25 protein-coding genes are annotated in these 26,233 nt (G+C 60.0%); 12 read left to right on the top strand and 13 right to left on the bottom strand.

Annotated elements, in window-relative coordinates; translation table 11 throughout:
- Window positions 1–181 precede the first annotated feature (181 nt).
- Window positions 182–802 carry a CGNR zinc finger domain-containing protein gene (locus FBZ99_RS14830; RefSeq protein ID WP_145633948.1) on the bottom strand — a complete coding sequence of 207 codons (621 nt, stop codon included), beginning with the start codon at window positions 800–802 and terminating at the stop codon, window positions 182–184.
- Between the two features lie 307 nt (window positions 803–1,109).
- On the opposite strand from FBZ99_RS14830, the gene FBZ99_RS14835 reads away from it, so the two are divergent.
- Both FBZ99_RS14835 and FBZ99_RS14840 read left to right on the top strand, forming a co-directional pair.
- A complete protein-coding gene (locus FBZ99_RS14835) occupies window positions 1,110–1,952 on the top strand; it encodes an alpha/beta fold hydrolase (protein WP_113350691.1) in 843 nt (280 codons plus the stop codon).
- A gap of 354 nt (window positions 1,953–2,306) precedes the next feature.
- Window positions 2,307–3,131, top strand: a complete 825-nt coding sequence (locus tag FBZ99_RS14840) for a DUF535 family protein (RefSeq protein WP_246661119.1) — start codon at window positions 2,307–2,309, stop codon at window positions 3,129–3,131.
- A gap of 23 nt (window positions 3,132–3,154) precedes the next feature.
- Here the strand turns inward: FBZ99_RS14840 and FBZ99_RS14845 are convergent, their stop codons facing one another.
- Together FBZ99_RS14845 and FBZ99_RS14850 are read right to left on the bottom strand one after the other, a co-directional pair.
- Entirely contained in the window at window positions 3,155–4,384 is a 1,230-nt protein-coding gene (locus tag FBZ99_RS14845) for an ATP-binding protein (RefSeq protein WP_113350689.1), read from the bottom strand.
- Complete coding sequence (locus FBZ99_RS14850) at window positions 4,381–5,073, bottom strand: response regulator (protein WP_113350688.1); 693 nt, start codon at window positions 5,071–5,073, stop codon at window positions 4,381–4,383. Before FBZ99_RS14850 ends, FBZ99_RS14845 begins: the two co-directional genes overlap by 4 nt.
- 308 nt (window positions 5,074–5,381) lie before the next feature.
- On the opposite strand from FBZ99_RS14850, the gene FBZ99_RS14855 reads away from it, so the two are divergent.
- Entirely contained in the window at window positions 5,382–6,044 is a 663-nt protein-coding gene (locus tag FBZ99_RS14855) for a phosphatase PAP2 family protein (RefSeq protein WP_233788565.1), read from the top strand.
- A 253-nt stretch (window positions 6,045–6,297) separates the two neighbouring features.
- Window positions 6,298–6,474 (top strand): hypothetical protein, encoded by a 177-nt coding sequence (locus tag FBZ99_RS33110; RefSeq protein WP_162748755.1) that lies wholly within the window; start codon window positions 6,298–6,300, stop codon window positions 6,472–6,474.
- Window positions 6,475–6,583: 109 nt separating this feature from the next.
- Here FBZ99_RS33110 and FBZ99_RS14860 read toward each other — a convergent pair whose 3' ends face one another.
- Complete coding sequence (locus FBZ99_RS14860) at window positions 6,584–7,261, bottom strand: O-methyltransferase (protein ID WP_113350685.1); 678 nt, start codon at window positions 7,259–7,261, stop codon at window positions 6,584–6,586.
- 177 nt (window positions 7,262–7,438) lie between these two features.
- Window positions 7,439–8,662, bottom strand: coding sequence for an adenylate/guanylate cyclase domain-containing protein (locus FBZ99_RS14865; protein WP_113350684.1), 1,224 nt, complete (start codon window positions 8,660–8,662; stop codon window positions 7,439–7,441).
- Between the two features lie 57 nt (window positions 8,663–8,719).
- Between FBZ99_RS14865 and FBZ99_RS14870 the strand changes: the two genes are divergently transcribed.
- A complete protein-coding gene (locus FBZ99_RS14870) occupies window positions 8,720–9,352 on the top strand; it encodes a TetR family transcriptional regulator (protein ID WP_113351047.1) in 633 nt (210 codons plus the stop codon).
- 189 nt (window positions 9,353–9,541) lie between these two features.
- A complete protein-coding gene (locus tag FBZ99_RS14875; RefSeq protein WP_113350683.1) occupies window positions 9,542–10,729 on the top strand; it encodes an arabinose transporter in 1,188 nt (395 codons plus the stop codon).
- A 76-nt stretch (window positions 10,730–10,805) separates the two neighbouring features.
- On the opposite strand, the gene FBZ99_RS14880 is transcribed toward FBZ99_RS14875, so the two are convergent.
- From FBZ99_RS14880 to FBZ99_RS14890, 3 genes are all read right to left on the bottom strand, one after another.
- A complete protein-coding gene (locus FBZ99_RS14880; RefSeq protein WP_113350682.1) occupies window positions 10,806–11,399 on the bottom strand; it encodes a class I SAM-dependent methyltransferase in 594 nt (197 codons plus the stop codon).
- A gap of 151 nt (window positions 11,400–11,550) precedes the next feature.
- Entirely contained in the window at window positions 11,551–12,129 is a 579-nt protein-coding gene (locus FBZ99_RS14885; RefSeq protein ID WP_113350681.1) for a flavodoxin, read from the bottom strand.
- A gap of 70 nt (window positions 12,130–12,199) precedes the next feature.
- Window positions 12,200–12,451 carry a hypothetical protein gene (locus tag FBZ99_RS14890; protein WP_145633950.1) on the bottom strand — a complete coding sequence of 84 codons (252 nt, stop codon included), beginning with the start codon at window positions 12,449–12,451 and terminating at the stop codon, window positions 12,200–12,202.
- 572 nt (window positions 12,452–13,023) lie between these two features.
- Here FBZ99_RS14890 and FBZ99_RS14895 point away from each other — a divergent pair.
- Both FBZ99_RS14895 and FBZ99_RS14900 read left to right on the top strand, forming a co-directional pair.
- Window positions 13,024–13,749 carry a response regulator gene (locus FBZ99_RS14895; protein ID WP_113350679.1) on the top strand — a complete coding sequence of 242 codons (726 nt, stop codon included), beginning with the start codon at window positions 13,024–13,026 and terminating at the stop codon, window positions 13,747–13,749.
- On the top strand, window positions 13,746–15,245 hold the full coding sequence (locus tag FBZ99_RS14900; RefSeq protein WP_113350678.1) for a sensor histidine kinase: 1,500 nt from the start codon (window positions 13,746–13,748) through the stop codon (window positions 15,243–15,245). Before FBZ99_RS14895 ends, FBZ99_RS14900 begins: the two co-directional genes overlap by 4 nt.
- Before the next feature lie 291 nt (window positions 15,246–15,536).
- On the opposite strand, the gene FBZ99_RS14905 is transcribed toward FBZ99_RS14900, so the two are convergent.
- From FBZ99_RS14905 to FBZ99_RS14920, 4 genes are all read right to left on the bottom strand, one after another.
- Window positions 15,537–16,886, bottom strand: coding sequence for a c-type cytochrome (locus tag FBZ99_RS14905; protein ID WP_113350677.1), 1,350 nt, complete (start codon window positions 16,884–16,886; stop codon window positions 15,537–15,539).
- A 215-nt stretch (window positions 16,887–17,101) separates the two neighbouring features.
- On the bottom strand, window positions 17,102–19,366 hold the full coding sequence (locus tag FBZ99_RS14910; protein ID WP_113350676.1) for a xanthine dehydrogenase family protein molybdopterin-binding subunit: 2,265 nt from the start codon (window positions 19,364–19,366) through the stop codon (window positions 17,102–17,104).
- Window positions 19,363–19,824, bottom strand: coding sequence for a (2Fe-2S)-binding protein (locus FBZ99_RS14915; RefSeq protein ID WP_113350675.1), 462 nt, complete (start codon window positions 19,822–19,824; stop codon window positions 19,363–19,365). Before FBZ99_RS14915 ends, FBZ99_RS14910 begins: the two co-directional genes overlap by 4 nt.
- Window positions 19,825–20,099: 275 nt before the next feature.
- Window positions 20,100–20,819: a CDP-diacylglycerol diphosphatase gene (locus FBZ99_RS14920; RefSeq protein WP_113350674.1), complete on the bottom strand. Its 720-nt coding sequence runs from the start codon at window positions 20,817–20,819 to the stop codon at window positions 20,100–20,102.
- A gap of 335 nt (window positions 20,820–21,154) precedes the next feature.
- Here FBZ99_RS14920 and FBZ99_RS14925 point away from each other — a divergent pair, with 335 nt between their 5' ends.
- Entirely contained in the window at window positions 21,155–21,358 is a 204-nt protein-coding gene (locus FBZ99_RS14925; protein WP_092707204.1) for a hypothetical protein, read from the top strand.
- 90 nt (window positions 21,359–21,448) lie between these two features.
- On the opposite strand, the gene FBZ99_RS14930 is transcribed toward FBZ99_RS14925, so the two are convergent.
- Complete coding sequence (locus FBZ99_RS14930) at window positions 21,449–21,796, bottom strand: NIPSNAP family protein (protein ID WP_113350673.1); 348 nt, start codon at window positions 21,794–21,796, stop codon at window positions 21,449–21,451.
- 548 nt (window positions 21,797–22,344) lie between these two features.
- On the opposite strand from FBZ99_RS14930, the gene FBZ99_RS14935 reads away from it, so the two are divergent.
- The 3 genes from FBZ99_RS14935 to FBZ99_RS14945 are packed head-to-tail and all read left to right on the top strand — an operon-like array spanning window position 22,345 to window position 26,086.
- The gene (locus FBZ99_RS14935; protein ID WP_113350672.1) at window positions 22,345–22,818 is read left to right on the top strand and encodes a (2Fe-2S)-binding protein; all 474 of its coding nucleotides are present in this window, start codon (window positions 22,345–22,347) and stop codon (window positions 22,816–22,818) included.
- Window positions 22,818–23,801 carry an FAD binding domain-containing protein gene (locus FBZ99_RS14940; RefSeq protein WP_113351046.1) on the top strand — a complete coding sequence of 328 codons (984 nt, stop codon included), beginning with the start codon at window positions 22,818–22,820 and terminating at the stop codon, window positions 23,799–23,801. Before FBZ99_RS14935 ends, FBZ99_RS14940 begins: the two co-directional genes overlap by 1 nt.
- On the top strand, window positions 23,798–26,086 hold the full coding sequence (locus FBZ99_RS14945; protein ID WP_113350671.1) for a xanthine dehydrogenase family protein molybdopterin-binding subunit: 2,289 nt from the start codon (window positions 23,798–23,800) through the stop codon (window positions 26,084–26,086). Before FBZ99_RS14940 ends, FBZ99_RS14945 begins: the two co-directional genes overlap by 4 nt.
- Window positions 26,087–26,233: the final 147 nt, after the last annotated feature.

A 26,233-nucleotide genomic window follows, 5' to 3' on the forward strand; every position in this document is an offset into this window, starting at 1 on the left:
CATCGGACACCTCGTCACAACCATCGAGCCTAGCGAATGCAGCAACTACTTCGCCAACGCCGGATACGCTTCCGTCAAAACCTGAAAAGCTCTAGTGATATCGGGCAGGAGCGAGCTGGGCTTAGCTTCAAGCTGTAATTCATGCTTCCAGCAAAACGCCTGTCTTTTTGCGGGACTGGCGTCAGCTCTGCTTGAGCCGATGTCGATGGGCTGCCTGCTTGGAGCGATTGCCGCACATCGCCATGCTGCACCAGCGTCTGCGGCGCCCGCGGGTATGGTCAACGAACATCAAGGTGCATGCGTGGCCTTCGCAGGCCTTCACATCGGAAAAATCTTCCGTGCAGACAAAACGTCCCAGCGCTTCGCCGATCGGTAATAGCAGCGATTCCGGAGAGCGCCATTTCCGCATCGGCTGAAGGCAGAGTTTGCGATCTTCGCCCGGCTTTCTTGTGACAATCCGGCTAAAACCTTCATCGCGTTCCAACAGACGGTTCAGCGGTTCCAGATCGTTCAAGGCCTCTGATGCCAGCGGCTTTCCCCTGTGGGAGTTTACGAAAGTTCTGAACCACTCACGCAGGCTTCTTGCCTGGTCGGCGACTTTGTTGAGTTCGCCCGGCAGCGCCTGCTTGCGCATGGCGGCAAGCGTTTTCCGCGGCACTAGGCCTGCCTGTTCCAGCCAGCGCAGCAGACCCTCTCCGTCGTCAATCCAGTCGATCGGCACATCCACCGGCGTTGCGACCGAATTGAGGAAATCCAGTCCGAGCGTGTCGCCAACGAAGATGGCGGGTGAACGGCTGTCCATCGACTGCTCCTTATTCCGGCCGACAGGGGGCTGAAAGGCCGCTCGAAAACATAGCGACTATATAACCCTTCCAAAGCCTCTTGACAAGTTACCCAAGTGAAGAGTAACCATATCAGTGTCATTAAAGAGGTTATTTATTCCAACTGGCGGGAGAAGGCCAATGCTACTACAGAGGGCCGAGTTGTCCGCGCTGATGATGGCGTCTGTCGCTGATATCGGTGCCAATGCAGGCGCGTCCGCGGCATCATTTGAATTCTGAGATGTAACCTAAAAAATAGATGTTCATAGGTTACGAAAGGAGCTTAACATGACTGATATCACCTATCGCAGCGTCAATATCGAAGATGTCAAGGTTTTCTACCGTGAAGCGGGCTCGGCCGGCGCGGACAAGCTTCTGCTGCTGCATGGCTTCCCGACTTCCAGCCACATGTTCCGCGATCTCATCCCGCTTCTGGCGGATCGCTACCACATCATCGCCCCAGATCTACCCGGCTTCGGGCAATCCGACGCGCCGAAGGGCAGCAACACATTCGACAGCATCGCCGAGACGATCGACCGTTTCACGGAAGTCGTTGGCTTCGACCGTTTTGCCGTCTATGTCTTCGATTATGGTGCGCCGACCGGCTTCCGACTGGCGTTGAAGCATCCGGAACGGATCACGGCGATCATCTCCCAGAACGGCAATGCCTATGAAGAGGGCCTGAGCGAAGGTTGGAATCCGATCCAAGCCTATTGGCGCGAAGCCTCCGATGAAAATCGTAATGCCCTGAAGGCATTCCTTCAGCCGGACGCGACGGCGTGGCAATACACGCACGGTGTCCCGGACCTCTCGAAGGTCTCTCCCGACGGCTATTCGCTCGATAGTCTCTATCTGGCCCGACCTGGTTCGGAGAAGGTGCAGCTCGATCTTTTCGGCGACTACAAAAGCAACGTCGCGCTCTATTCGACCTTCCAGAATTATTTCAGAACCTACAAGCCGCGTCTGCTTGCGGTCTGGGGCAGGCACGATCCCTTTTTCTTGCCGCCAGGTGCTGAGGCCTATCGCCGGGACATTCCAGACGCGGTGGTCAAATTCTTTGATACCGGCCATTTTGCTCTAGAAACCCACGCTGCCGAGATCGCAGTCGAAATCCGCGCTTTCTTGGGTTGATATCAAGCTGGACCGCGCCGGCGCTCGATCGGCGCGGTCGGATCATTCGCAATGCAAATGGGAGGAGACCGCAAAGCTGATGCCTTTCGGGGTTTCCTCGAGCGCATCAGATCGCTTAGGCTCGGAACCCTTCGTGGCATGCCTCATGAAAGGCTGATCTTGTCTTGACGCTGCCTTGACAATCCCAACGCAGATGGTTCGGCGAAACCAAATCCGCCGGACTTTCGCATGAATCAAAAGACATCAGCTGCTGCGGCGCCGGAGCGCCTCCTATCCAAGATTTCCCCTTGTCCTGCGTTGCCACCAACGGCTTCCCGACCGCCTATATCGCGATACATCGTCATCTGGAGAATATTGACCTTCGGCCTGCGCGTGCGCTGGAAGCGTGCTTTTCTCTTCTGGTGCCGCTTTGCTGCAAACCCGCTTCTGACTATTCGTTGGTGGCGCTTTATCGCGGCGTTCGCGGCTACGCATGAATTACCGCCTCCGCATGACGAACTGCTGCAGAAACCGCTTTCGAAGTTTCTCGTCCACAGAATGCCCAATTCCCGTCGGCTGTCTCTTCTCATCGAGCATTTTTCGATTGCTGAAACCATCCTCTCCAGAGACAGCATGATACGGCTCTGGCGCGGCGAATGGCTGGAAATGGGGACGGTGCAGGGCAAATGCGAGGCATATGCATGCCACCTTGCGCTCGCCGACCGCAGCGGCGGCCGCCATGAGGGTGCTTTCGCCATCAAACTCCTGCGCGTGAGCGATCAGGCTGTTCTTTGCACGGCCAGATTCACGTTCGTCTATCAAGGGACGAAGGGGCGTTATACATTCGTCGTCGGCAGCATGCAGGGACCACGCAATGCGAAGCAGCGTATCATCGAGGTAACTCGCGATCTCGCCGGCCTCAGGCCCAAAGAGGCGATCCTGATCGTGCTGCAGGGCCTGGCGGCGGAGGGAGGCATGCAGCACTTCCTCGCGGTTTCGCAGGCAAGGCACCCGATTCAATATCGCCGGCGTTCCCGGCAATCGATGCTGCTATCGAACATCGATGCTTTCTGGCTTGAGCGTTCCGGCGAGCCGGAGTGCGTCTACGGCTTCCAGATCCCCCATTCGAAAATTCAGAGAGAGGACAGGCGCAGCCAGAAAAAGTCGTGGTTCCTCAATATCGGCGAACTCTTCCACTGACGGCCCGACCGCGGTGGCCTTGTTCAACAAAGCCGGCATTGTCCGGAGGCTGTATCCTGCTCACCGAAACCGCGCGTTTCTCCAGGCATACCGTCTGGCAAATGGATTGCGACCATGGCGCCGCCCTCGGGCCGATTTGCGAATTCAAGATGTCCGCCGTGGGCAGCCGCGATTGCCTGCACCACGGATAGTCCCAGCCCGGTGCCGCCGGTCGCCCGCGAACGCGAGGGGTCGCCGCGCCAGAAAGGGTTGACGGCGACGGCATCCATATCCTGCGGAAATCCGCGACCGTGATCGAGAACGCGAATGACGATCCTATCGTCCGCCAGCTGCTCGGTTTCGCATCGCAGCCATCCACCTTCGGCAGCGTAGCGGCACGCATTTTCGAGCAGCGCCAGCACGGCTTGGCGAATGCGGGGGGAGTCGGCTGAGATCCAGGCGGGTTTCAGCTCAGTTTCGACCTGCAGCTTGCTGGCTTCCAGCATGGGTTTTGCCGAGGCGATGACAGTCTCGACCAGCAGGGATGCGTCGATGCGCTGACGTTCCATCACGAGTTTCTGGCCGATGGCGAGCGACAGGGTGCGCAGATCCTCGACAACCCGTCCCAGGCCTTCGACCTGCAAGAGGAGGTCGGAAATGATTTTCCGATCCATCGGAAACACGCCATCGAGCATGCTCTGCAGCGATCCCTGCAGGATGGTCAACGGTGTGCGCAGCTCATGTGCAACCGCCATGTTGTTGAAGCGCAATCTTTCCTCCATCGTCTCCAGGCTGGTCGCAAGGGCGTTGAAGGTTTCAACGAGGCTCGCGACTTCGCGCGTGCTGCGATAGGAGGCTGCGACGCGGACGGAGAAGTCGCCGGACTTCAGGCCCTCGGCGGCGAAAGTGAGATCTTCGAGCGGGCGCGCAAGCCGCCGCGCCAGGAAGACGCCGATTACGGCGCAGAGTAGAGCCGACAAGAGGCCGAAAACGAGGACGGAGAGCTGCACCTTGAGATCCGTAGGTTCCGTCAGCGAAATGAGGTGTTCGACCAGGAGCTTAAGGGAATCTCCATCGGGAACCTTGTTTTCGCTCAGCATCTTGTAGGTCGCCGCGGCCTTGGGCGGCAGGGCCTCGCTGATGCCTTGCTCCAGATAGGTCGCATACCAGTTGACCCCCAGATAGGTTAGGCCAACGCTGAGCAGCAGCATGATCGTGGTGACTATGGCCGTGAGCGTTGCAAGCGGCGCGCTGGGAATTCTCTGTCTTTTCATCGCGGATCCGAAAAGCGATAGCCGATGCCGCGCACGGCAGGAAAGAAGCCGATCTGCCCCATTTCTTCCAGTTTGCGTCTGAGATTAGAGATGTGGGTATCGACTGTACGCACCAGGGCATCGCTTTCCGGCAGGCAGGCATCGAGAATATCGGCGCGCGCGAAAGCCTGGGTCGGATGGCGGATCATGTAGGCGAGGATTCGAAATTCGCTCAGCGTCAACGGCACTGCAACACGGCCTTCGTCCCTGTTGATGAAGACGGTGTAGCTGCCGAAATCGACCTCCAGCGCGCCGAAGCGCTTGATGGCTTCTGCGCGCTCGCCCTGCGTCCGGCGTAGGACCGCTCTGACGCGGGCGACGACTTCCTGCGGGTTGAACGGTTTGACGACGTAGTCGTCGGCACCGAGGCGCAACCCGCTCAGTCGGTCGATGTCGTCAGCGACGGCTGTGACCATGATGACCGGCGTTGAGCCGGCCTGGCGCAGGCGGCCGAGCACACCGAAGCCGTCCAGTTTCGGCAAACGAACATCCAGAAGCACGAGATCGGGCTTCAAAAGCGCATGGTGCTGCAGCGCGGTTTCGCCGTCGCCGGCGCGGACCGTGCGAAAACCGTCCCGCGTCAGATAGCCCTCGAGTATCTGTGCGATTGCCGGTTCATCCTCCACGATGAGAACAAGACTGTTATCCACCCCTAGCGCCCTGTGTTTCTTCTGTTTTTCCGTTCGGCTTTGCCGCCCGAGTTCTACTATTGCGGACAAAACCGGCTTCCGCAATTTCCAAACAGCTTTCCGATTGCCTGATGGCCGATTCTGAACAGGGCCTTGATGCGATCTTCGCCATTTCTTGACAATCGGGATTCAGCTTGGCGCCATTCCGTCTCTGGAGATATGGCATGTGGAAATTTGCATCGAATTCCTGGAGCTCCGATTCCGGCCAAGCGCGGCTGCGCCGGCGGCAGGAGCACGCAACGGCTGATGGTGAATTGGCAGCCATCGGTATGCTGATCGTCTGGAGCAGTTTCGTCTTCGTGGTCTTTCCGAAACTCGATCTGGCCGTTGCGCGCTTATTTGCCCACGGACATGTCTTCTGGCTCGCGGAAAACCCCTGGCTGAAGGCGGTGAGGGATATTGCCCGTCAAAGCCAGCCTTATATTCTCGGCACCATGGCCGTCATCATCGTCCTGCATGTTTTCCTGCCGCGGCGATTGCGGTTCTGCCCTCCTCACAAACCGCTTTTCGTGCTCCTGAGCTTTGCCGCCGGGCCGCTATTGGTGGTGCAGACGCTAAAAGTAGCGATTGGACGCGTGCGCCCTCGTCAGCTGATCGAGTTCGGGGGCACAGCTGATTTTACCCCGGTGTGGCAGTTTTCGGCAGCGTGCACCCGCAATTGTTCCTTCCCTTCCGGCGAAGCAGCCGCGGCTGCGGCGGCGCTGTCCCTATTGATATTTGTGCCTGTGGGGCGCAGATGGATTGCTGCGGTAATCCTGGTACCATGCTCGCTGTTCGTGGCGTTCAACCGCGTGATCTTTGGTGCTCATTTCCTGTCGGATGTCATGCTCGGATGGCTTCTGACCATGTTTGTCATGGCCATGGTCTGGCGCTGGATCGAAGCGAATTCGCGGATGATCGATCGCCACGTCACGCGCCTGATGTTCAGATGATCCCATCGTTATGGAAGCAGGCGCCGACATCCTCGTTCAGCCCTGTTTGCGATCGCCGCCGAGCGGGATTGGCTGCCGGGTGTCGCCGCAATGCGACAGTCCCAGGCAAACCCATGTTACAAACCTTAATACAACGTTTCTTCACCTTTCTTTCGATCAGGGGTTACCTATTTAGCGTTGGCCATGCCGTCGGACGCGATTGAGGCCGGTAAGGCGGATGGTGAAGGGACCTTGGCGGGGTGAGAGTGACGGGATGGGGTTGGTAGATTGGGCGTTGCGCGGAATGCTCGACCCGGATGGCCGACGCAGGATGCGCTCCCGCAGAGACCATTACGAGCCGTGGGTCGTGCTGGCCGTGGAAAGTTTCGAGCGGGAAATGCTGGCCTTCTACAGGCGCTCGCAGTTCAAGCTTGTTCATACCGCGGCGTGACGGCCGCGACGCCAACGCAATAGAGCATGTGAAAGCCGTCGCCGCAGTCGGCAGTGAATGCAGGGGATGTTGCAAGCACTCCAGGGACGCGCTTGCGCCGTGAATGGCGTCATCCGATCCGCATCGACAGTTCGATGTCTTCGGCGAACGGTACGGACATATATCCGCTTGCCGGCGACCGCACCCATGCCAAGTAATCGGGGCAGAAATCCGCATTGTCGGCCAGCACGAGAGCTCCCGGCCTTAGGCGGCTTTCCACCAGCCTCAGAATGTCCGGATAGAGCGCCTTGGCGCCATCGAGAAGCAACAGGTCGATAGCATCGGGCAGATCGGCGCTCAGCGTCTGCAGGGCATCGCCTTCCCGGATCTCTACGAGATCGATGAGGCCAGCGGCTTTTAGATGTTCCCGCGCCCGTGCCACTTTGGAGGGTTCGAATTCGGTGGTGATCAGACGCCCGCCGCCATTGTCCCGCAGCGCAGCCGCAAGGTGAAGGGTGGAGATGCCGAAGGAAGTTCCGAATTCGACGATGGTGCGGGCTCCCGTGCTTCGCGCCAGCATATAGAGCAAGGTTCCAGCCTCGCGCGAGACCGCGAGCGGTATGTCCTTCAGCCGGGCATAGAAATCGAGGTAGTCGGTTTTGCTGCGCACCAGACGCGCGCGTTCCTCGCTGGAAAGGCCGCCCCAGTAGGCGGCGACCGATGGAGTTGTCGCGGGCGACGTCGCATCGGCTTCCTCGAACAGGCGATCGAGCAAGGGTGCGAGCGGGGCGTTGGTCAGGGAGGTCATATTTTTCTCCGTTCAGGACTGACGTTTTCGTCGGCGAAAAAATACGAATAATTCGTCGCTTTTCATAATCGCGTCGGCCGATGTAGGCGTGGAATGCATTTATGATTTTGAAAATATTCAGTAAATCCGCGAGCTGATCACATCCCGTGCAATCTCGTGAGAGCTGTCATTCGCATTTCAGTGGTCGCCGGAGATATCGAAACCGACGATGTCGACCGGATGGTCGAAGCCCCTCAGAGCGTGGCGGCCGAAAGACTTGCATTGAATGCCGGCGGCCTCCGCGAGAGCCGAAGTCATCAGCATAACTGCGTCCAGATCCTTGGCGAGGGCCTGCAATCGGGCCGAGCGGTTTACCGGCGTGCCGATGATCGTAAACGAAAATCTGCCTGCGGAACCGATATTGCCGTGAACGACGTCGCCGATGTCGATGCCGATCCGCGCCCGCAGCGGCGGCGCCGTCTTTCGTGACAGCATGGCATTGACGCGCTCCAGTGCCTGCAGCCCCTCCAGCGCGGCCTTTACCGCAGCAGCACAGAGCGGCCGTTCACTTTCGGCGTCCGGAATGGGAAAGAACATGACGACGGCGTCACCGACATGACCGGAGACCTGGCCGCCGGCACGAGCCAGAGGCCGGGTAATCGTCTCGAAGAACAGATTGAGGTGGTCGATGAGAGCCCGAGGATCCAGCCGCTCGGTCAGCGAGGTGAACTGGAATAGGTCGCAATAGATCACGATCGCCCGAATTTGCTCGACCTCGCCAAGGCCCACGCGGCCGTCGAGCAAGGCGGTTGCAGCATTGCGGCCCAGATAAGTCTGCAGCAGAACGCGCGCGGCGGCGGCATTCAATCGGGCTCCGAGGGCAAGTGCGAAGACAGGCGTCAAGAGATGCAGCAGCTCTATTTCCATCGCTGAAAACCCACCGGGACGCTCGGTGATGAACAGGCTCATGACGTCGTCGAAGAAACCGAGCGTGACGTCGGGGGCAAGATGGTTCGCAAAGGCGATGGCGTCCGTTGCTCTATCCTGCGGAACGGATGCAAGGCGACCGCTGCGAGCATCAAGGCGGAGAACCGCTGCGTCCTCCTCCAGCATGGCAGTGAAGATCTTACCGCCGAGAATATTGTCTTCGGTGCCTTCGCCGTCTCGCCGCCAACGAATGAAATGCTGCACCCTCTCCGGATCGACGGCATCACAGCCGATCTCGATCGTCGAAATGTCGAGACCCACCGCATACAGCGCACGGCCGAGAAGAATGACGAGCTCGGAGTCGCTCGCGCCGGCAAGTGCGGCTTTCACCAGGCTTTGGCTCACATGCGAGACAGTCTTTGCCAGGGCGTCGGTTTCGACTGCTCCGCGTGCCGGCCCGCTGCTTTCATCGCCATGTTGTTCTTCGGTTTGCATGGCGCGCAAAATACGATTAATTCGTCATCTTTCCTATTCGCATTGTCAGGCCTCGATATGACGGATCGTCCAAGAGCCCGGATTTCCTCGCGAAAGCAGCCGAAGCAGGCTCGCTCGACCGAGCTCGTTTCCGCGATCCTGAGTGCTGCGGCTCAGGTTTTGGCAACGGAGGGCGCTCAGCGCTTCACCACCGCACGCGTTGCCGAAAAGGCCGGTGTCAGTGTCGGCTCCCTCTATCAATACTTCCCCAACAAGGCAGCGATCCTCTTTCGCCTGCAAAGTGACGAATGGCGGCGGACTTCGGATATGCTGCGACGCATCCTCGAGGATACGGCAACGCCACCGCTGGGCCGATTACGCTCCCTGGTCCACGCGTTCATCCGCTCCGAATGCGAGGAGGCCGCGATGCGTGTTGCGCTCAACGACGCGGCGCCGCTTTATCGTGATGCGCCGGAGGCGCATGAGGCGCGGTCATCCGGGGACCGCATCCTGCAGCTCTTCATGCGCGAAGCCTTGCCGGAGGTCGATGACGCGGCCCGTGTCCTGGCGGCGGACTTGATCGCCACGACGCTGAGCGCCACGGGAAAGCAGCTTTCGGAAAGCACGCAAACTGCGCAGGAGATCGAAGCCTATGGCGATGCCATGGCGGATATGTTCTGCGCCTATCTTAAAAGCCTCAGGCTTCGGTGAGGGGCGGGCCAGCATGCCTCCGGCGCGGTCAACGCGATGTTGACACGCTTGCGGCAAGCGCCTATTGGAATGGCAGCCGGCGGTGCCGGCCGTAAGCGTTTGACGTCAAGCAACGCACTCAACGATCCTCGTCGGTCGGAGTGCGTTTTTTTGTGCCTTCGCTGATCGAGGAAAAGCCCGGAGATTATCATGGCTTTTCGATCGACACCTGAACAGACGCGCGGCCGGCTGATGCTGCTGAGCGTCATTCTCTTCATATCCTATCTTTGCATCGGCATCTCGTTTCCGATCGTGCCCCTTTATGTGAGCGGTCAATTGCGGCTCGGCAATGTCTGGGCCGGGCTCGGCGTCGGCATCGCCTTTCTGGCAACCATCCTCACGCGCGGCTATGCCGGCGGGCTCTCGGACCATCGCGGCGCCAAGGTGGCTGTGACGCGGGGGCTTGCATTCTATGTCGTGGGGGCTTTGATGGCTTTGGGTGCCGGCGTTCTCACCGACACGCCGTTGCCGTCCTTTCTACTCCTCCTTCTGGGACGCTTGGCTTTGGGGCTGGGCGAAAGTCTGGTTGCCGTCGGCATCATCGCCTGGGGCATTGGCGTCGTCGGCCCGGCTCGTTCGGGCAGGGTTCTGGCGCTGGTCGGCGCCGCCATCTATGGAGCGCTCGCCGTAGGCGGGCCGATCGGTCTGGCTTTGTTCAGCCGGTTTGGCTTTGCCGGGACAACGGCGATCAGCGCTGTTCTACCATTCCTAGGGCTGATGGCGATCTGGCGGGTTCCTGGCGTTGCGCCTAATCCCGGTGCGCAGCGCCCGCCATTCTGGACCGTCGTCGGCAAGGTCTGGCTGCACGGGGCGGTCGTGTGTTTTCAGGGCATAGGCTTCGCCGCGATTGGTGCCTTCTTCACGCTGTATTTCCTTAATCGGGGCTGGAGCTATGCCGGGCTGGGCCTGACGGCCTTCGGCGTCGGCTTCGTTTTGGTGCGCGTGCTCTTCGGCCATCTGCCTGATCGTATCGGTGGCTTGCCGGTCGCGTTCGGGTCACTGGCGGTCGAAGCGGTAGGCCAATTGCTGATCTGGAGTGCCGCCGATCCCATGCTCGCCCTGGCGGGTGCCTTTCTGACCGGGCTCGGATGCTCACTGATCTATCCTTCCATGGGCCGCGAGGTCGTCCGGCGGGTGGAACCGCATCTGCGCGGCACCGCGCTTGGAGGCTTCTCGGCCTTTCAGGATCTCGCCTACGGGCTGACCGGGCCATTTGCCGGCCTTCTGGCCGACCGGACCGGCTATGGCAGCGTCTTTCTGGCGGGCAGCGTCGCGGCGATCGCCGGCCTGTTGATCGCACTCTCGCTCCGCAGGATACGCACTGTTGCGTTCGGCTGATTGATGTGGTGGTCCCTGCGTTCGGCCGGGACCGCCAGTAGGCTTGGCAATATGACCAGCGACATCCTTGGCACAGCTATAGGGCAGCGAAAACCACGCCGTAGTGATAGGGCGGCAGCTCGATCACGGCCTGGGACTTGAAGCCGAAGGTCTCGACAATCGCCGCGACCTTGGCCGGCGCCATGCGCATCTCGGTCCTGGGACCGCGCGGCAGCCCGAGCACCGTAGTCTCCTCGCGCGATCGCGTCTCCCAGTTGACGATGCCGAAAAGCCCCTTGGGAGCGAGCACCGAATGGATGGCGCGGACGAGGCCAGGCTGATCGGGAACACCGTGAAACGTGTTCGCCATCAGGACATAATTGATATTTTCGGGAAGATGTTTTGCGACGTCGCGCGCATCGGCATGGATCCATTTTTGCACGGAGACGCCTTGTCGATCGGCTTCCGTCCCCGCCATTTCGAGCATGGTTTCGTCCAAATCGAGCGCATAGACCTTTCCGGCAACGAGTTTTGCCAGCGGTGCGGTGAAGTAGCCATCGCCGCAGCAAAGATCGAGGACGGTCATGCCGGGCTTGATGCCGAGTGCTTGGAGTGTTGCCAGCGGATCGGGCCAAAGTGCCGTCCACCAATCGCGGTCCGGCATCGATGTCGCTGGAAATGCTTCGCCCATTGGGATCTCCGCAGATGGAGGACTTGCGGCACCATAGAATACCATTGATACCGCGGCGTCAGAATATCACGGCGAATGCGGCGTCATCGCGACAAGAGGCTGCAACATGCGTGGATGGTGGAGCGAGAGCAATCCGCGTGTGTTGGCGACCTTAGAGAGCTTGCGGCGCATCCTTCGGCAGGCTTTTGAGAGCCCAGGATGCGATGGCCTTGTCCGCCAGCCTCTCCGTGACCTCGAATTCGCTGATCATCAGGCTGGGTAGAAGCGAAGTGCTGCGTGCCTGTGCGGCAAAATTCCTTTCATAATGCGCCGGCTCCAGCACATATGTGGAGAAGGCGGCAACCTTCCGCCCCCCAAAATCCATCCGTTCGAGGAAACTCATGACAGGCGGCGTGATGGTATTCCACCACACCGGGCCGCCGACGAGGATCAGGTCGTATTTCGAAAGATTGGGAAGGCCATCGAGCAAGGGAGGAAGCTCTCCCGTTTCCAGCTCGTATTTGGACTGCTCGGCTGCACGCTGCATGTCGAGAGGATAAGGGTTGCGCATCTGGATTTCGAAGAGCTCGGCCCCCAGGAGTGCACGAAGCTTTTCGGCAACCGCCCTGGTATGGCCGGTATAGGAATAATAGACGACCAGAGCCCGTCGTTCGTCTGCGGCAAAGCTCCATCTGGGTGCGGCGGCCGCGGCCACCATCGATGTCAACACGGTGCGGCGGGAAATGTGCATGGGTTTGCCTTCCAATTTAAACGAGGCTTTTGGGTGCGGAAGATGACCGGACAATTTCGACGGCGGACAATCATTGCTGCCGCGCCGATGAAGCGCCCATTGATGCCACGGCCCTTTGGGCCGGCAGCATAGGTCCGCCGGAAGTCTGCATTGCCTCGTCGAGGCGCTGCTCGAGAGCCAGGGGATCGGTTTCGCCCTCGTCGGCGAATTTCATGAGCTCACGAGCGGCGATGATCGCCGTTCGATCGGCGAACTCCAGTTCGTGCCGGGCGCAGAAGATTTCGAGAACGCGGCGAAGCGTTGCGATCTGTGATAATTCCATGGCCAATTCCATATCCTCCTGTCAGCGTCGATAGTCTCGACCGGGCAAGTGATCTTCGAGCAGGAGCTTAAGACGCTCATGTCGCAGCTTTGTGCCGGAGATGTAAAAGCCTGTCGCCGGCGATGGCAGCGCCGGCCATCGGCTCTGGCACAGGCCGGCGCGGCAGTGATTGTTGGACGGCTGCTGCAAGCGGCCTATTTTGCAGAGCAAATGGCAGGATTTGCCCTTGATCGAAGCCGGGCGATGTCGTCGCCCCATTCCGCATATCGGTGGTACGAGAGCTGCGACAGCTTGTTACAAATTTGCCCGTCCGCGGCACATCCATGTGACAACAACCTTATAGTTTGTCAGCTGCAGGGGACCTCTTCGCGCAACATATCGATTGGATTTCGAGGACAGGTTCGATGAAATCCGTATCCTCTCGATACGGCTTGCACCGGCTGTCGCAAGGTTTGCAAGCGGGGGTGCCGCTTGCAGCGCAACCCTCCGGTCTATGTGAAACTTTGATACACTTTTTTCGATGCGGCTCGGAGCGGCCTTCTGTAGAATGACTTGAGATCGTGGAAACCGTCATGCAAAAAGCTGCGCACATCGCCGTCGTCGATGATCATTCGGATATAAGGGACCTTGTCGGCCAATATCTCGAGCAGCAGGGCTATAAGGTCAGCGTCGCCGATAGCGGGCTCGCCCTGAGAAGGATCCTCGAGCGCGGTGCGGTGGATCTGATCGTTCTGGACGTCATGATGCCGGGCGAAGATGGTCTCTCCGTCTGCCGCCATCTCAGGGGGACGACGGATACCCCGATCATCTTTCTGACCGCCATGAGTGAGGATACGGACCGCATCATCGGCCTTGAACTGGGGGCTGACGATTATCTGGTGAAGCCATTCAATCCGCGCGAATTGCTGGCACGCATCCGGGCTGTCCTGCGTCGGGCCAATGGTGTGCCGCAGCAGCAGCGGGAAACGCTGAAAAAGGCCAGGGTTATCCGCGTCGGTCAATGGCGCGTCAATATGGGGCGGCAGGAGCTTTCGGGCGACGACGGTGTCGGCATCCCGCTCAGCACCGCCGAATTCCGGCTTCTGAAGGTCTTCCTCGAACGTCCGGGCATGGTGCTCAGCCGCGAGCAGCTTCTCGATCTGACGGTTGGCAGGACGGCCGACATCTTCGACAGAAGCATCGACAACCAGGTGAGCCGCTTGCGCAAGAAGATCGAGCCGGATCCGAAGAATCCTTCGGTCATCAAGACGCATTGGGGCGGCGGCTACAGCCTCTCGGCGGATGTGGGGTTCGAATGATCTACTGGTGGAGGAGGAGCCTTGCTGCCCAGTTCATCGGCTTTACCCTGCTTGCCCTTGTCGTCTCGCAGTGCCTGACGTTTTCGATTTCCTGGGACGAGCGCACCAAGGCGCTGCATGCCGCCATGAAAAGCGAATTCTTCAGCCGGTGCGCCTCCGTCACGCGCTTGATGGAATCCATGCCCAAGCCGTTGCGTGAACAGGCGCTGCTCGCAAGCGAGACCAGCTATTCCCGTTTCTGGCTTTCGCAGATTGAGCCGACGGATGCCGGCGCATGGCGCTCGCGTGCGGCAAATGAACTTGCACGGCCGATCGAGAATTTTATCGACCTTGGAGCGAAGTGGGGCATGCGCTCGAGCCCGGATGTCGATCATCTGATGTCGAAGGGGGTAATGACGGCGAACGCCGGCGAGGACTGGGCTACCCCACCGCCCGTTCTCTGGAGCCTGCCGCAGCCGGCAAAGTTCGTTTATTTCGGGGATCGCAATGGATATGGCCTTGCCGTCAAGCTCAATGATGGCATGTGGCTGAATACGGCGTTCTATAAGAATGTCGGCGACCGCTGGTGGGATATGAAATCGCTCACCTCACTTGCGACCACCGCGCTCATCCTGTCGCTCATCGGAGTATTCATCGCCAGCCGCATCGCACGCCCGCTGAGACGGCTTGCCGTTTCGGCGGAAGCCTTGGGGCGTGGCGAAAATCTGCCGCCGTTGCCGGAGCAAGGACCTGACGACATCAAGCGTACCGCCGAAGCATTCAACCGCATGCAGGAGCGTCTGCATCGCTTTGTCGATGATCGAACGAGGATGCTGGCCGCGATCGGCCACGATCTCAGGACGCCGTTGACCTCGCTGCGGTTGAGGGCCGAGTTCGTCAAGGATCCGGACGTACAGCAGAAGATGCTGGCGACCATCGACGAGCTTCAGAGCATGACGGAAGCCGCCATTTCCTTCGCACGTGGTGAATCCACGGCCGAGGAAACGCGGGCCATCGAACTGGAGGCGCTGGTCGGCAGCATTTGTGACGACCTTGCCGATCTCGGCCTGCCAGTGGAGTATATCGAAGGACCAAAGACGACTTATCGCTGCCGGCCCGATGGCTTGCGCCGCGCCGTCCGCAATCTTGCGGAAAATGCGGCGCGCTACGGCGGCCATGCCAGGGTCCATATTCACCATTCGGCCGGCACCATCGATATCGTCGTCGAAGACAATGGCCCGGGCATACCTGAGGATATGAAGGAAAAGGTATTCGCGCCCTTCTTCCGTCTGGAAGCTTCGAGAAACAGGGGCACGGGCGGCGTCGGGCTCGGCCTGTCGATTGCAAGGGCAGTGGCCCGGCAGCATGGCGGCGATATCCTGCTTCAGCCCAACAATCCCGGTCTGAAGGCGATCATTTCCTTGCCCCAGGAAGGGCAGGTCAAGACGCCTTCGTCGCGGGTGAGCCGGAGAAGAAAGCGGGCGCAAGCTCTCAAGCTTGCCGGGCAGGAACATTAAAGCACGTCGCGATCTTTCAGATTCGCTTCCTGTGCTTTAGTTCCTTGATTTTGCGCATGTCGTTCTCGCAAAACCGCTACACACTTTTGCGCGACATGCTTTAGATGCTTGATTCGGCTTATGGTAGGGCAACCGCATGAACTGAAGTCGTTGCGGCGTCCCTTCTCCCCGCCGGGGAGAGGGAATTTTCAGTGCTCATCCGCCCCATGTGCAATAGCCCTGCGGCTTATGGGGAGACAATGCCGGAAGTCACAAGTAGCGGCACGGCAACGGTCAACGGGCAACCAGGAGCTACCGCATCTGCAATATGATCGGGCTGCTGCTTGCCGGATCCGTATGCTCGCGTAGGGCCTTCACATCGTTTGCTGCAACCGCTCCGCCTTGATTTCCCCACGAAGAGCGCACGAATGTCAGGACATCGGCAATCTGCTGGTCCGAAAGCTGCTGGCGGAACGGCGGCATGCGATAGGCATCCGGAATTCCGTTCGCCACGACGCGGCTGGAACCGTTCAGCGTCACATTGATCTGCGATGCGTTTTCCTTCGCAAGCGAAGCGGCAGAGCCGGCGAGCGGTGGGATCCATTGCTGCTTTCCGCGTCCGTCGACGCCGTGACAGAAGCTGCATTTTGCAACGAAAGTCTGGGCGCCCGGTATCTGCTCACGGTTGGAAAGCGATACGTTCTGGGCGGTGCCTTCGTCGTATTGCCAGGGCGTGCCGTCGCGGGCGGGATCGCCGGGCAGGGATTTCAGGTAATGGCTTATTGCCTTCAGGTCGTCATCACTCATGAACTGTGTCGAATTGTTGAAGGCATCCGCCATGGAGCCGAAGACGACGGCGTGACCGTTCCTGCCGCTCTTGAGGAAGGCATAGATATCCTCCTCGCTCCAGCGGCCAAGGCCGGTATTGGGATCGCCGCGCAGGCTTGGCGCATACCAGCCGTCGAGAAGAGCGCCGGAAAGATAGAGCGGACTGCTCTCATCCAGCGCCTTTTCTGCCATCGTAATGGCGCGCGGTGTATGGCAGCTGCCGCAGTGTCCCGGCCCCTGAACGAGATAGGCGCCACGGTTCCACTGGTCGTCGCCGGCCGTTTTCGGCTGATAGGTGCCGCCTTCGGTGAAAACGGCGTTCCAGAGTGCCAGAGGCCAGCGCATGTTCATCGGCCATTTGATGTCGGAGGGTCTGTCCGCCTGTTGTACCGGCGCGACCCTATTCATGAAATAGGCGTAGAGCGCTCGAATGTCGTCGTCGTTCATCTTCACATAGGAAGGGTAGGGCATGGCCGGATAGAGGCGATGCCCGTCGCGCGCAACACCCTGGCGGACGGCGCGGTCGAAATCTGCGAGCGTATAGTTGCCGATCCCGGTTTCCTTATCCGGGGTGATGTTGGTCGTGAAGATGGAGCCGAGCGGCGTCCCCATTTCCAGCCCGCCGGCGAAGGGACCGCTCTTCGGCGTGCTGTGGCAGGCGACGCAATCGCCGAGGCGCGCAACATATTCGCCGTTCTGCAGCAGGTCCTCCGAGGGCGCCTGTGTCGCGGCGACACTATCGAAGGGCGAAGCCGGCGTGCGCGTGACGAACCACGCAATACCGCCGGCCACAAGCACGATAATCAGGAGAAGAACCAGAAGAAGTTTCTTCAAGAGTGTGCCCTCATGTCTTTGCTTCGGGATTTCGTACACGGCCAGAGCATGATGCCGAAAAATGGGATCGGTTTTCGGACGACATCATGCTCTACTTCTTTAATTCTAGAGCCGGACAAGATCGTCCGGCTCTAAGGGGGAGCCAACCAAGCCGGCTCTCGGACCGAAAATGGGCCGAGAGCCGGAACTTTGCCTGGCGCAGCGAGTGCTGCGTCTCAGCTTTCAAAGGTGTAGTTGGAGAGGGGCATACTGCGTATCCGCTTGCCCGTCAGCGTGGAAACTGCATTGGCGACCGCCGGAGGGACGGCTGGCAGGCCCGGCTCGCCGATGCCGCCCATCTCTGCCCCGCTTTCGACGATGCGGACGTGAACGCGCGCCATGCGATCCGGCGGCAGGATCGGATAGAGGTCGTAGTTGCGCGCCACCGGCTCGCCGTTCTTGTAAACGGCCTCCTCCATCAGAACCTGTGACATTCCGAGCGCAGTCGCCGAATTGATCTGTGCTTCGATGATCGCCGGATTGACGATGCTGCCGGGATCGATCGCTTCCCAGACATCATGGACGACGACCTGGCCGTTGTGAATGGAGACCTCAGCGATTGCCGCCGTATGGCTGCCGAAGGGAGAGGCCATGGCAACGCCACGCGCCCGCTTCGAGCCATCCTCCGCCGTGAAGGGGCCCCGCTTCCAGCCGCCTGAGAGATCGCCGGCCGCTTTCAGGAGATTGCTCAGCCGCTCGTTCTTTTGCAGCAGCTTGAGACGCAGCTCGTAGGGGTCCTGCCCACCCTTGTCGGCCAGTTCGTCGAGGAAGGTCTCGTAGAAGAAGTCGTTCATGGAATTGCCGACAGAGCGCCAATAGGCGAGTGTCGTGGGGTTTTTGACGTAGATCTGTGCGATGCGGTAGTTCGGGATTGCATAGGATTTGCCGGCCAGGCCCTCCAGGGCCGTCGGATCCAGCGAATCCTCCTTGTGACCGTAAACGCCCTCGGTCGGTCCCTCGCAAGCGCTGATGGCCTCGAGCGCCACTGGCATACCGTTGGCGTCGAGTGCGCCGCGGAAGCGCACTGCCGCCATCGGGCGCATCGGATCGCGCAGAAATTCCTCCTCGCGGCTCCAGATCAGTTTGACCGGCCGCCCGACTTCCTTTGCAAGCTGGATGGCCTGCGGATAGGGATTGGCGGACGGATACAGGAAGTGCCGTCCAAAGAAGCCGCCCAGAATGGGGCTGTGGAGCGTCACTTTCGATGGGTCGAGGCCGGTCAGCTTGGCGATATCCGCCTGGAATTGCTCGGGCGCCTGGTTGGGCATCCAGATTTCGAGACTGCCATCCGGGTTGAAGCGGGCTAGGGTCGATGGCGGCTCCAGCTGCGCATGATGCAGATACTGGCTCCTGTAGGTGGCGGAAATGACGGTCTTGGCGCCGTCGAACGCTTTGGCGATATCGCCGACATTCTCCGCCTCCTTGCCATTGCCCGGTTCGTTGGCGAGCTTGTCGTTGAAAGCTGTTGTCGAAAAATCGGCGGGCATATAGCGGAGCGCAGGATCGGCGTCCGAGCCGGGTTCGCGCCAATCGACTTGAGCGGCTTCTGCTGCCCGCTTGGCATTCCACCAGCGTTCAGCGACGACAGCAACAGCGCCGGACAGACTATGGACGGAATGAACACCCGGCATCGCCTTCAGCTGGTCTTCGTTGCGGATCTTGCCGACCGTCAGGCCGAGGCGGGGAGCGTGCTGGACGGCGGCATGCAACATGCCGTCAACCTTGCAATCGATCGCGTAGATTGCCTTGCCCGTTGACTTGTCATGCATATCGAGCCGTTCGACCGGTTTGCCGATCCATCGGAATTTGCTTGGGTCCCGAAGCGCGACGTTCTCAGGGGCAGGAACCGGCAGATCCAGTGCTTCGCTCGCAACGTCGCCATAGGCGAGGCTGCGGCCCGATGCGGCATGGATCACGCGGCCGGGTTCCGTCGTCAGCTCGGTAATCGGAGCATCCAGGCGCTTGGCGGCTGCTTGCAGGATCATGTTGCGGGCGAGCGCGCCGAGCCGGCGCATGGTCTCATAGCTGGTGCGCACCGACATGCTGCCGCCGGTGATGCGCATCTTGCCGTGCACGACAAGATAGTCGCTGCCTGTCGGCGCATTTTCGACAATGAAGGTCTTCGGATCGGCATCGAGTTCTTCGCCGACGATCTGCGCCATCGCAGTGAAGACGCCTTGCCCGCCCTCGACGAAGGGGCTCATGAAGCGGATGGTGCTATCCGGGCGGATTTCGAGGAATGCCGGAACGCGAGTGCCTGGAGGCATAGCGCTTGCCGCCTGCTGTGCCCGTGCCCGGCCGACAGGAACGCCGAAGCCAAGCACGAATGCCCCGGCTGCCGCACCGGCAGAAGTGAGGAGAAAGTGCCGGCGTGAGATGTTGACCGGAGATCCGGTAGGGAATTCATCCTCCGGAACGAGATTGCGGCTGGTTTCGGTCATAGCGTCTCTCCTTCCTTGGAGGAGAGGTCTTTGACCGCCGCCTTGATCGCATTGTAAGTCCCGCATCGACAGAGATTGATCATCGCCGCGGCGATTTCGTCATCGGAAGGGTTTGGCGTTTGTTTGAGGAGCGCGGTCGCGGCGACGACCTGCCCCGATTGACAGTAACCACATTGCGGAACCTGATGCTTGACCCAGGCGGCGACAACACGCTTTCCAACCGGGTCGGCTTCGATCGCCTCGATCGTCGTGACCTGTCGACCGGCGACGCTGTCGAGCGGCGTCACGCACGAGCGCACCACTTCGCCGTCGACAAGGACCGAACAGGCGCCGCATTGTGCCAGCCCGCAACCATATTTGGTGCCGGTCATGCCCAACTCATCACGGATGATCCAGAGGAGCGGTGTATCTCCCTCCGAATCGACTTGGTACGATTGGCTATTGATTTGAAGATTCATGAGGCGCCTCCTGAGGCTTTCGATCGCGAACCTTCAATGCCGGTGCTGTTCGATGATCTGGATGCTCAACGAACGGATGACGTATAGCTCAGGCTCACAACCCGGACTATAACACTGAACCGGCCGCATCAAAAAGATTAGTATGTGAAACGTGATAGACGTTAGAAACCAGATTCATAAATCCGGTTTCCAGGCCTTTTTCGTTCGCGCAAAGGGGCGGCTGCATCGAAGAAGTGATCGATGCAGCTTTCGCGCCAAGCGATAATATGCTGATTCTAATGCGTAATCGCGCAGCTATGGTCCTGCACGTCCTCGCCGCCCATGCCCGGTGCGGCGACATCCGTCAGGACGATGAAGCCGGGGCCGTCGGCGAAGTTGGCGCCGACCACCACGAGATTGTGATCGCCCATTTCCTTTGCCGGGTCCTTCAATGTCTTGGCAAGCGCCAGGAATGGATTGAAGTCGCCCAAAGTCTCGCCCTTGACCCGGACCGCCATGAACCTGTGGCCGGCGATGGTATCGGGAAGAGGTGCCCAGTCGGCACCAATTTTGTCGGCATCGGCCTTGAGGACTGCCCGTGCATCAGCGCTCAGGCAATCGATGTGGATATGCAGCTGGTTCTGTGAGCGCGCTTGCTGTGCGTTAATAGCCAGGCTGAGGCCGTCACGCGGGAGCGCATGCGGCAATCGAACATCGACATCGGCCCGCTCGGCCCAGGCATCGGCAAAGAAGTTATGCGTTGCAGGATCGAGGAGCGCCGCGCTCTCCATGCCGGTAATCTTGTCGGTCGGAATCAGCAGAACTTGCGCAACGCCCCGCAGATCCTTCAGCATCGCGTAGTGTTCGGCCGTATTCACCGAAAGGCAGGGTGCAGTTTGTACGACGCACTTGTCATGAACGATCTTCCAGAGCACGTCGGAGTCGGCGAAGGCCGGCGCGAAAAGGAGGGGGAGGAAGGATGCGGCAAGAGCCGTGACGCGATACGAGAATGTCATGGCGGGAAATTTCCTAGGTTCAAACGGTTTGGCATTGTCCGAAATTCTGGAAGCTTAGCACAGGCCTATTAGGCTGATGTGACGGCTTGGCGGCGGCAAGTGACAAATGTGGGCAGGCGCGTGTCGCAGAGATTGCGCAGCATCAGCTTCGCTTCATCTTGGGCTAAGGCCGCTTTCAGTTTAGTTGCCTAAATGGCAGGAGCCGGGGAAAACCATGCCTCGCCCCAGGGAGGAAAAGGTCGCTTGCGGTGACTTTCCAAACATCGGCTGCGAGGCGTTCGCAACGCTCGATTGCCGCAACTTTGCGGCAGACAAAAAACGATCAGGAGCTTGAAATGGGTATCGGAAAGCTGATTGAAGAAGTTGCAGGTGCCGTGGCTGCCGACGAGGCCGTCGAGGCTGTCGACCCGAATGCCGGTTTCCTGACGAAGGCGGCCGCCGCCGTCGCCGGTTTCGAAGGCGTCAACAAGCTGACGGACGTGCTGAAGGAGAAAGAACAGGAGCCGGCTGCCGACAATAGCGGCGACCAGAACGGCTGACAGGAAGCGGCAAGCACGCCTGCCGAAAAGATTTTGAAAGCCGGGCATGTCCCGGCTTTTACGCCAGGTTCATCAATCTGCTGTCCGTCTTCAGCCATCGGCCTCGATGGAGATAAAAGGGCGAAAGAATGCAGTCGGCTGCAGGATCGAACTGGCGATATTGGCGATGATCGGGCCTGAAGCCTCGCTCTTTGCCAAAGCTTCCTTCCAGACCGGATCGGTTACGAACTCCGCCCATTTCCGCTGGCGTTCCTCTAGTGATTGCCATTCAAGTAAATAGATGAGGTCATTGCTGGACGGTCCGATCATCGTCGTCCAGAAACCGATGGGGCGGATTCCGATCCGATCCCAGATCGCGAGTGTCGCCGTTTCAAAACGCTCCTGGAGCGCTGGCAGCTTGCCGGGTAGGCAGGTATAGATGCGCATTTCATGGATCATGAAAATCCTCCTTAAGTGAATTCACAAGAGGTCGAGCCTGTCACTGACGGCCAGATTTAAAAATAGTTGAGCGATGACAGGAGGTTGTGATCATTTTGGTGCTGAATCAAAATGAGGGTCCGATGGCCTCGGCTACTATTGCTCGATTTGAGCATAACTTAGGTACACTTCATTTTTCAAGTGATTTGATGGATGGGGAGCGGGCGTTGATCGATCCCTTCACCCCGCCGGCTCGCAAGAAGGGACCGAGGACAAATAGCAGAGGCTCTTTCGATCCGCCTCCTGCCCATCCTCTATCTCGATCGTTTCAAAGCTAGATTCGCCCGAATGTCGGGGCTTGACGAAAACAAGCCAGGCATTAATTTAAACGGAGGCGCCTCCGTTTATTTGTTGCGTCCTCCGCTTCCCAATTCAGATGAGAGCCGATCATGACGTCAGAATTCCATCGGCCCATCTTTCCAACAGAAACCATAGCAACCGGTAGACCGACGGATAGATTCCACTAGATTCCGCAGGTCTTATCTTCGTGACGATGGCAGGAGCTTATCATGACACGAACCATCCATATCGCGCTCGACATTAACGGGCAGCGCCACGAGCTCGATATCGAGCCGCGTGTGACGCTTCTCGATGCGCTGCGCGAGCATCTTTCCCTCACCGGCACCAAGAAGGGCTGCGATCAGGGACAGTGCGGCGCCTGTACCTGCCATGTCGACGGTAAGCGCGTGCTATCCTGTCTGACGCTGGCTGCGCAGGCCGAAGGCCGTGAGATCACGACGATCGAGGGACTGAGCGGCGAGAGCGGCGATCTGCATCCGGTGCAGGCCGCATTTATCGAGCAGGACGCTTTCCAGTGCGGCTATTGCACGCCGGGCCAGATCATGTCGGCGGTTGCCTGCATCCGCGAGGGACATGCCGGCTCGGATGCGGAAATCCGCGAATATATGTCCGGCAATCTCTGTCGGTGCGGGGCCTATAACAGCATCGTTGCGGCGGTGCGCCAGGCCGCGGAGGTGGCATGATGCGAAACTTCTCCTATCTGCGGGCCACATCGACAGCAGAAGCCGCCCAGGCGGCGCAGCAGGCCGGCGCCATGCTGCTTGCCGGCGGAACGACGCTGCTCGATCTTGCCAAATGCGGTGTCGGCGAGCCCGATACCGTCATAGACATTACCCATCTTTCCGGTATGAGCGGCATCACCGTAACCGCCGATGGTGCAACGATCGGCGCGCTTGCCAGGATGAGCGAAGTCGCCGACCACAAGGATATCCTCGCGGCCTTCCCGGCTGTTTCCGAATCCTTGTCTCTGGCCGCCTCCGCCCAGCTTCGTAACATGGCGACAGTCGGCGGCAACCTCCTGCAGCGGACGCGCTGTTCCTATTTCCGCGATCCCGGCGCCTTTCCCGCCTGCAACAAGCGCAATCCCGGTTCCGGCTGTTCGGCGATCGGCGGCGTCACGCGCAATCACGCCGTGCTCGGAACCAGCGAGGCCTGCATCGCCTCCTACCCCGGTGATCTGGCGGTTGCTCTGGTCGCATTTGACGCCGTGGTCGAGACGGATAGCCGTAAAGTCGGCATCGACGATTTCTTCCTCGTTCCGGGCGACACGCCGAACAAGGAAACCGTCCTGCAGCGCGGCGAGATCATTACCGCCGTCACTATTCCTGCCTCCGCCGCTGCTCGGAACTCCACCTACCTCAAGGTCCGTGATCGGCAGTCCTATGAATTTGCTGCCGCGAGTGCCGCAGTCGGCCTGGAGCTTGAAGCCGACGGGAGAACGGTGCGTGATGTCCGCGTGGCAATCGGCGGGGTTGCCACCAAGCCCTGGCGGGCACGGGCAGTCGAGCAGGCACTCATCGGCAAGGCTCTCACTCCGGAGGCTTTGGAGAAGGCCAGCCGGCTCGCCATGGAGGGTGCCGCCGATCATGGCGGCAACCATTATAAGATCGAACTTGCGCCGCGCGTCATCGTCCGCGCCATTCAGAAGATGGGAGGTCTCGCATGACCATGATGGAACCCCGCAAGCACGGCGATGCGTCCGACGGCACCGTCGGCGGTCGTCAGTCGCGCTTCGAAGGCAGTATGAAGGTAACGGGTACGGCGACGTATGCGCTGGAATATCCGGTCGAAAACCTCGCTTATGCCGTGCTCATCCAGAGTACGATTCCGGCTGGCCGCGTTGTCGAGGTGGATGCTTCGGCAGCACTTGCGATGCCGGGCGTGCTGCTGGTGCTGACGCCGGAAGATGATCTCGGTCTCAAGCTTTCGGCTGATTGGGGCGGCAATAAGCCCGCCGACGGACCCTACTATCCGCTGCCGCGTGATGTGGGTTTCAACGGACAGTCGATTGCCGCTGTCGTTGCGGAGAGCCGCGAACTGGCGACGGAGGCCGCCAGGCTGGTGCGCGTCACTTACGAAGAGAGCCAGCACGTCGCCGATCTCAACGATCCGAATGCCGGCGAGGGCAAGCTCATGGAGCCCCTCTCGATTGCCTGGGGTGATGCCGAGGCAGCACTTGCTGCTTCCCCGGTTAGGATCGAAGCGGAATATTCGACACCGCGCGAATATCACGTGGCGATGGAGCCGCATGGTCTGACGGCGAAATGGGATGGCGACCAGCTGACGATCTGGGAGCCAAGCCAATGGTCCCATGGCATGGCGCGCATGTATTCCGAATGGTTCGACATGCCCTATGAGAATGTCCGGATCATTTCGCCCTTCATCGGCGGCGGTTTCGGATCGAAGGGGGTGCCGCTTGCCTATGGCGCGGTCGCCGTTGCGGCTGCCAGAAAGCTAGGCCGGCCGGTGAAACTAGCGGTCACCCGCCCGCAGAATTTCACGAGCTATGGCGGGCGCGCCGCGACCAGGCAGAAGATCGCGCTTGGCGCGACGGAAGACGGTATCCTGCAGGCGATCGTCCATCGCGGTGCCAGCGAAACCTCGGTCGATGCCGACTGGCCGGAGCAGACGGGGGCGGCAACGTCGATCCTCTACAAGGTCGAGAATTTCTCCTCGCAGCATCGTGTCGTGCCGGTCAATAGCGTCACGCCGGGCGCCTTGCGTGGTCCGGGCAAGAATCCGAGTGCCTACGGCATCGAATGTGCGATCGAGGAGCTGGCCTACAAGCTCGGCATGGACCCGCTCGAGATAAGGCTGAAGAACTATGCCGATCACGATTACCAGTCCGGCAAGCCGTGGTCGACGCGCCGGCTGCGCGAGGCGCTGACGGAAGGCGCGGAGGCTTTCGGCTGGTCGCGGCGCAGCCACGCGCCGCGCTCGATGCGGGACGGCAAGACGCTGATCGGCTGGGGCATCGGCTGCGGCACCTTCCCGGTCATCCGCGCACCGAGTGAAGCGATGATCCGCATTCTCGCAAACGGTCGGGTCGAGGTCGTCAGCGGCGCCATCGATATGGGGCAGGGCACCTACACGATCCTTGCCCAAAGCGCTGCGGAGGTCTTCGGCATTCCGGTCGATCAGGTCGAGGTCTATCTCGGCGATTCACGCCTACCGGGTTCGGCGATCGCCGGCGGTTCCATGCTGGCAGGCTCGATCATGGGGGCCGTCCATAAGGCGGCGGTCGCTGCCCGTGACGAACTCATCGGCCTTGCGCTTAGTGATGCCAATTCGCCCTTCCGCGATACGGGTGCAAATACGCTGAATTTTGCCGAGGGGCGCATCGCAGCCCCGCGTGGCGAGGCACCATCGCTGACGCTCGCCGAACTGATGTCCGCGCTGAAGCGCGAGGAGATCGAAGTCCGGCGCAACACCCTGCCTGACGGTGCGAACGCACAGGAGCAGCTTCAGGCGTGGACCACCATGGCTAGGGTTCAGGGACCGACCATGGGCGATTATTCCATGCATAGCTGGTGCGCCCATTTTGCCGAAGTGCGAGTCGACGAGGACTTCGGCACGGTGCGCGTCTCGCGCATGGTTTCCGCCTTTGATTGCGGCCGGCTCTACAATCCGAGGCTGGTGGAAAGCCAGTGGCGGGGCGGCATCATCATGGGCATCGGCCAGGCGCTTCTGGAAGAGGGGCTGGTCGATCAGCGTAACGGACGCACCGTCAACAACAATGTCGGCGATTACCTCGTGCCGACGAATTCCGACATTCCGGATATCCAGGTGATCTCCGTCGGTGTTCCTGACCATAATGCTTCGGCGCTCGGAGGCAAGGGCGTCGGGGAAGTCGGCATCGTTGGTGTTGCGCCTGCCATCGCCAACGCCGTGTTCCATGCCACCGGCAAGCGTGTTCGCGACCTGCCGATCACGCTGGAAAAGCTGCTCTAACGACAGTTCGGCTTGAGCCGCATTGTGTAAATGCGTGCGGCTCAAATGCCTCAAGCCTATCTCACTTCTGGTGGGTGTCTTCCAACAGATTTTCTCCCCCGCGAGCGTTGCCATTTCGGCAATCAGAAGGCCGAAAATCGGCGCTTC

This window comes from Rhizobium sp. ERR 1071 (assembly GCF_007828675.1).
Lineage (GTDB): Bacteria > Pseudomonadota > Alphaproteobacteria > Rhizobiales > Rhizobiaceae > Rhizobium > Rhizobium dioscoreae.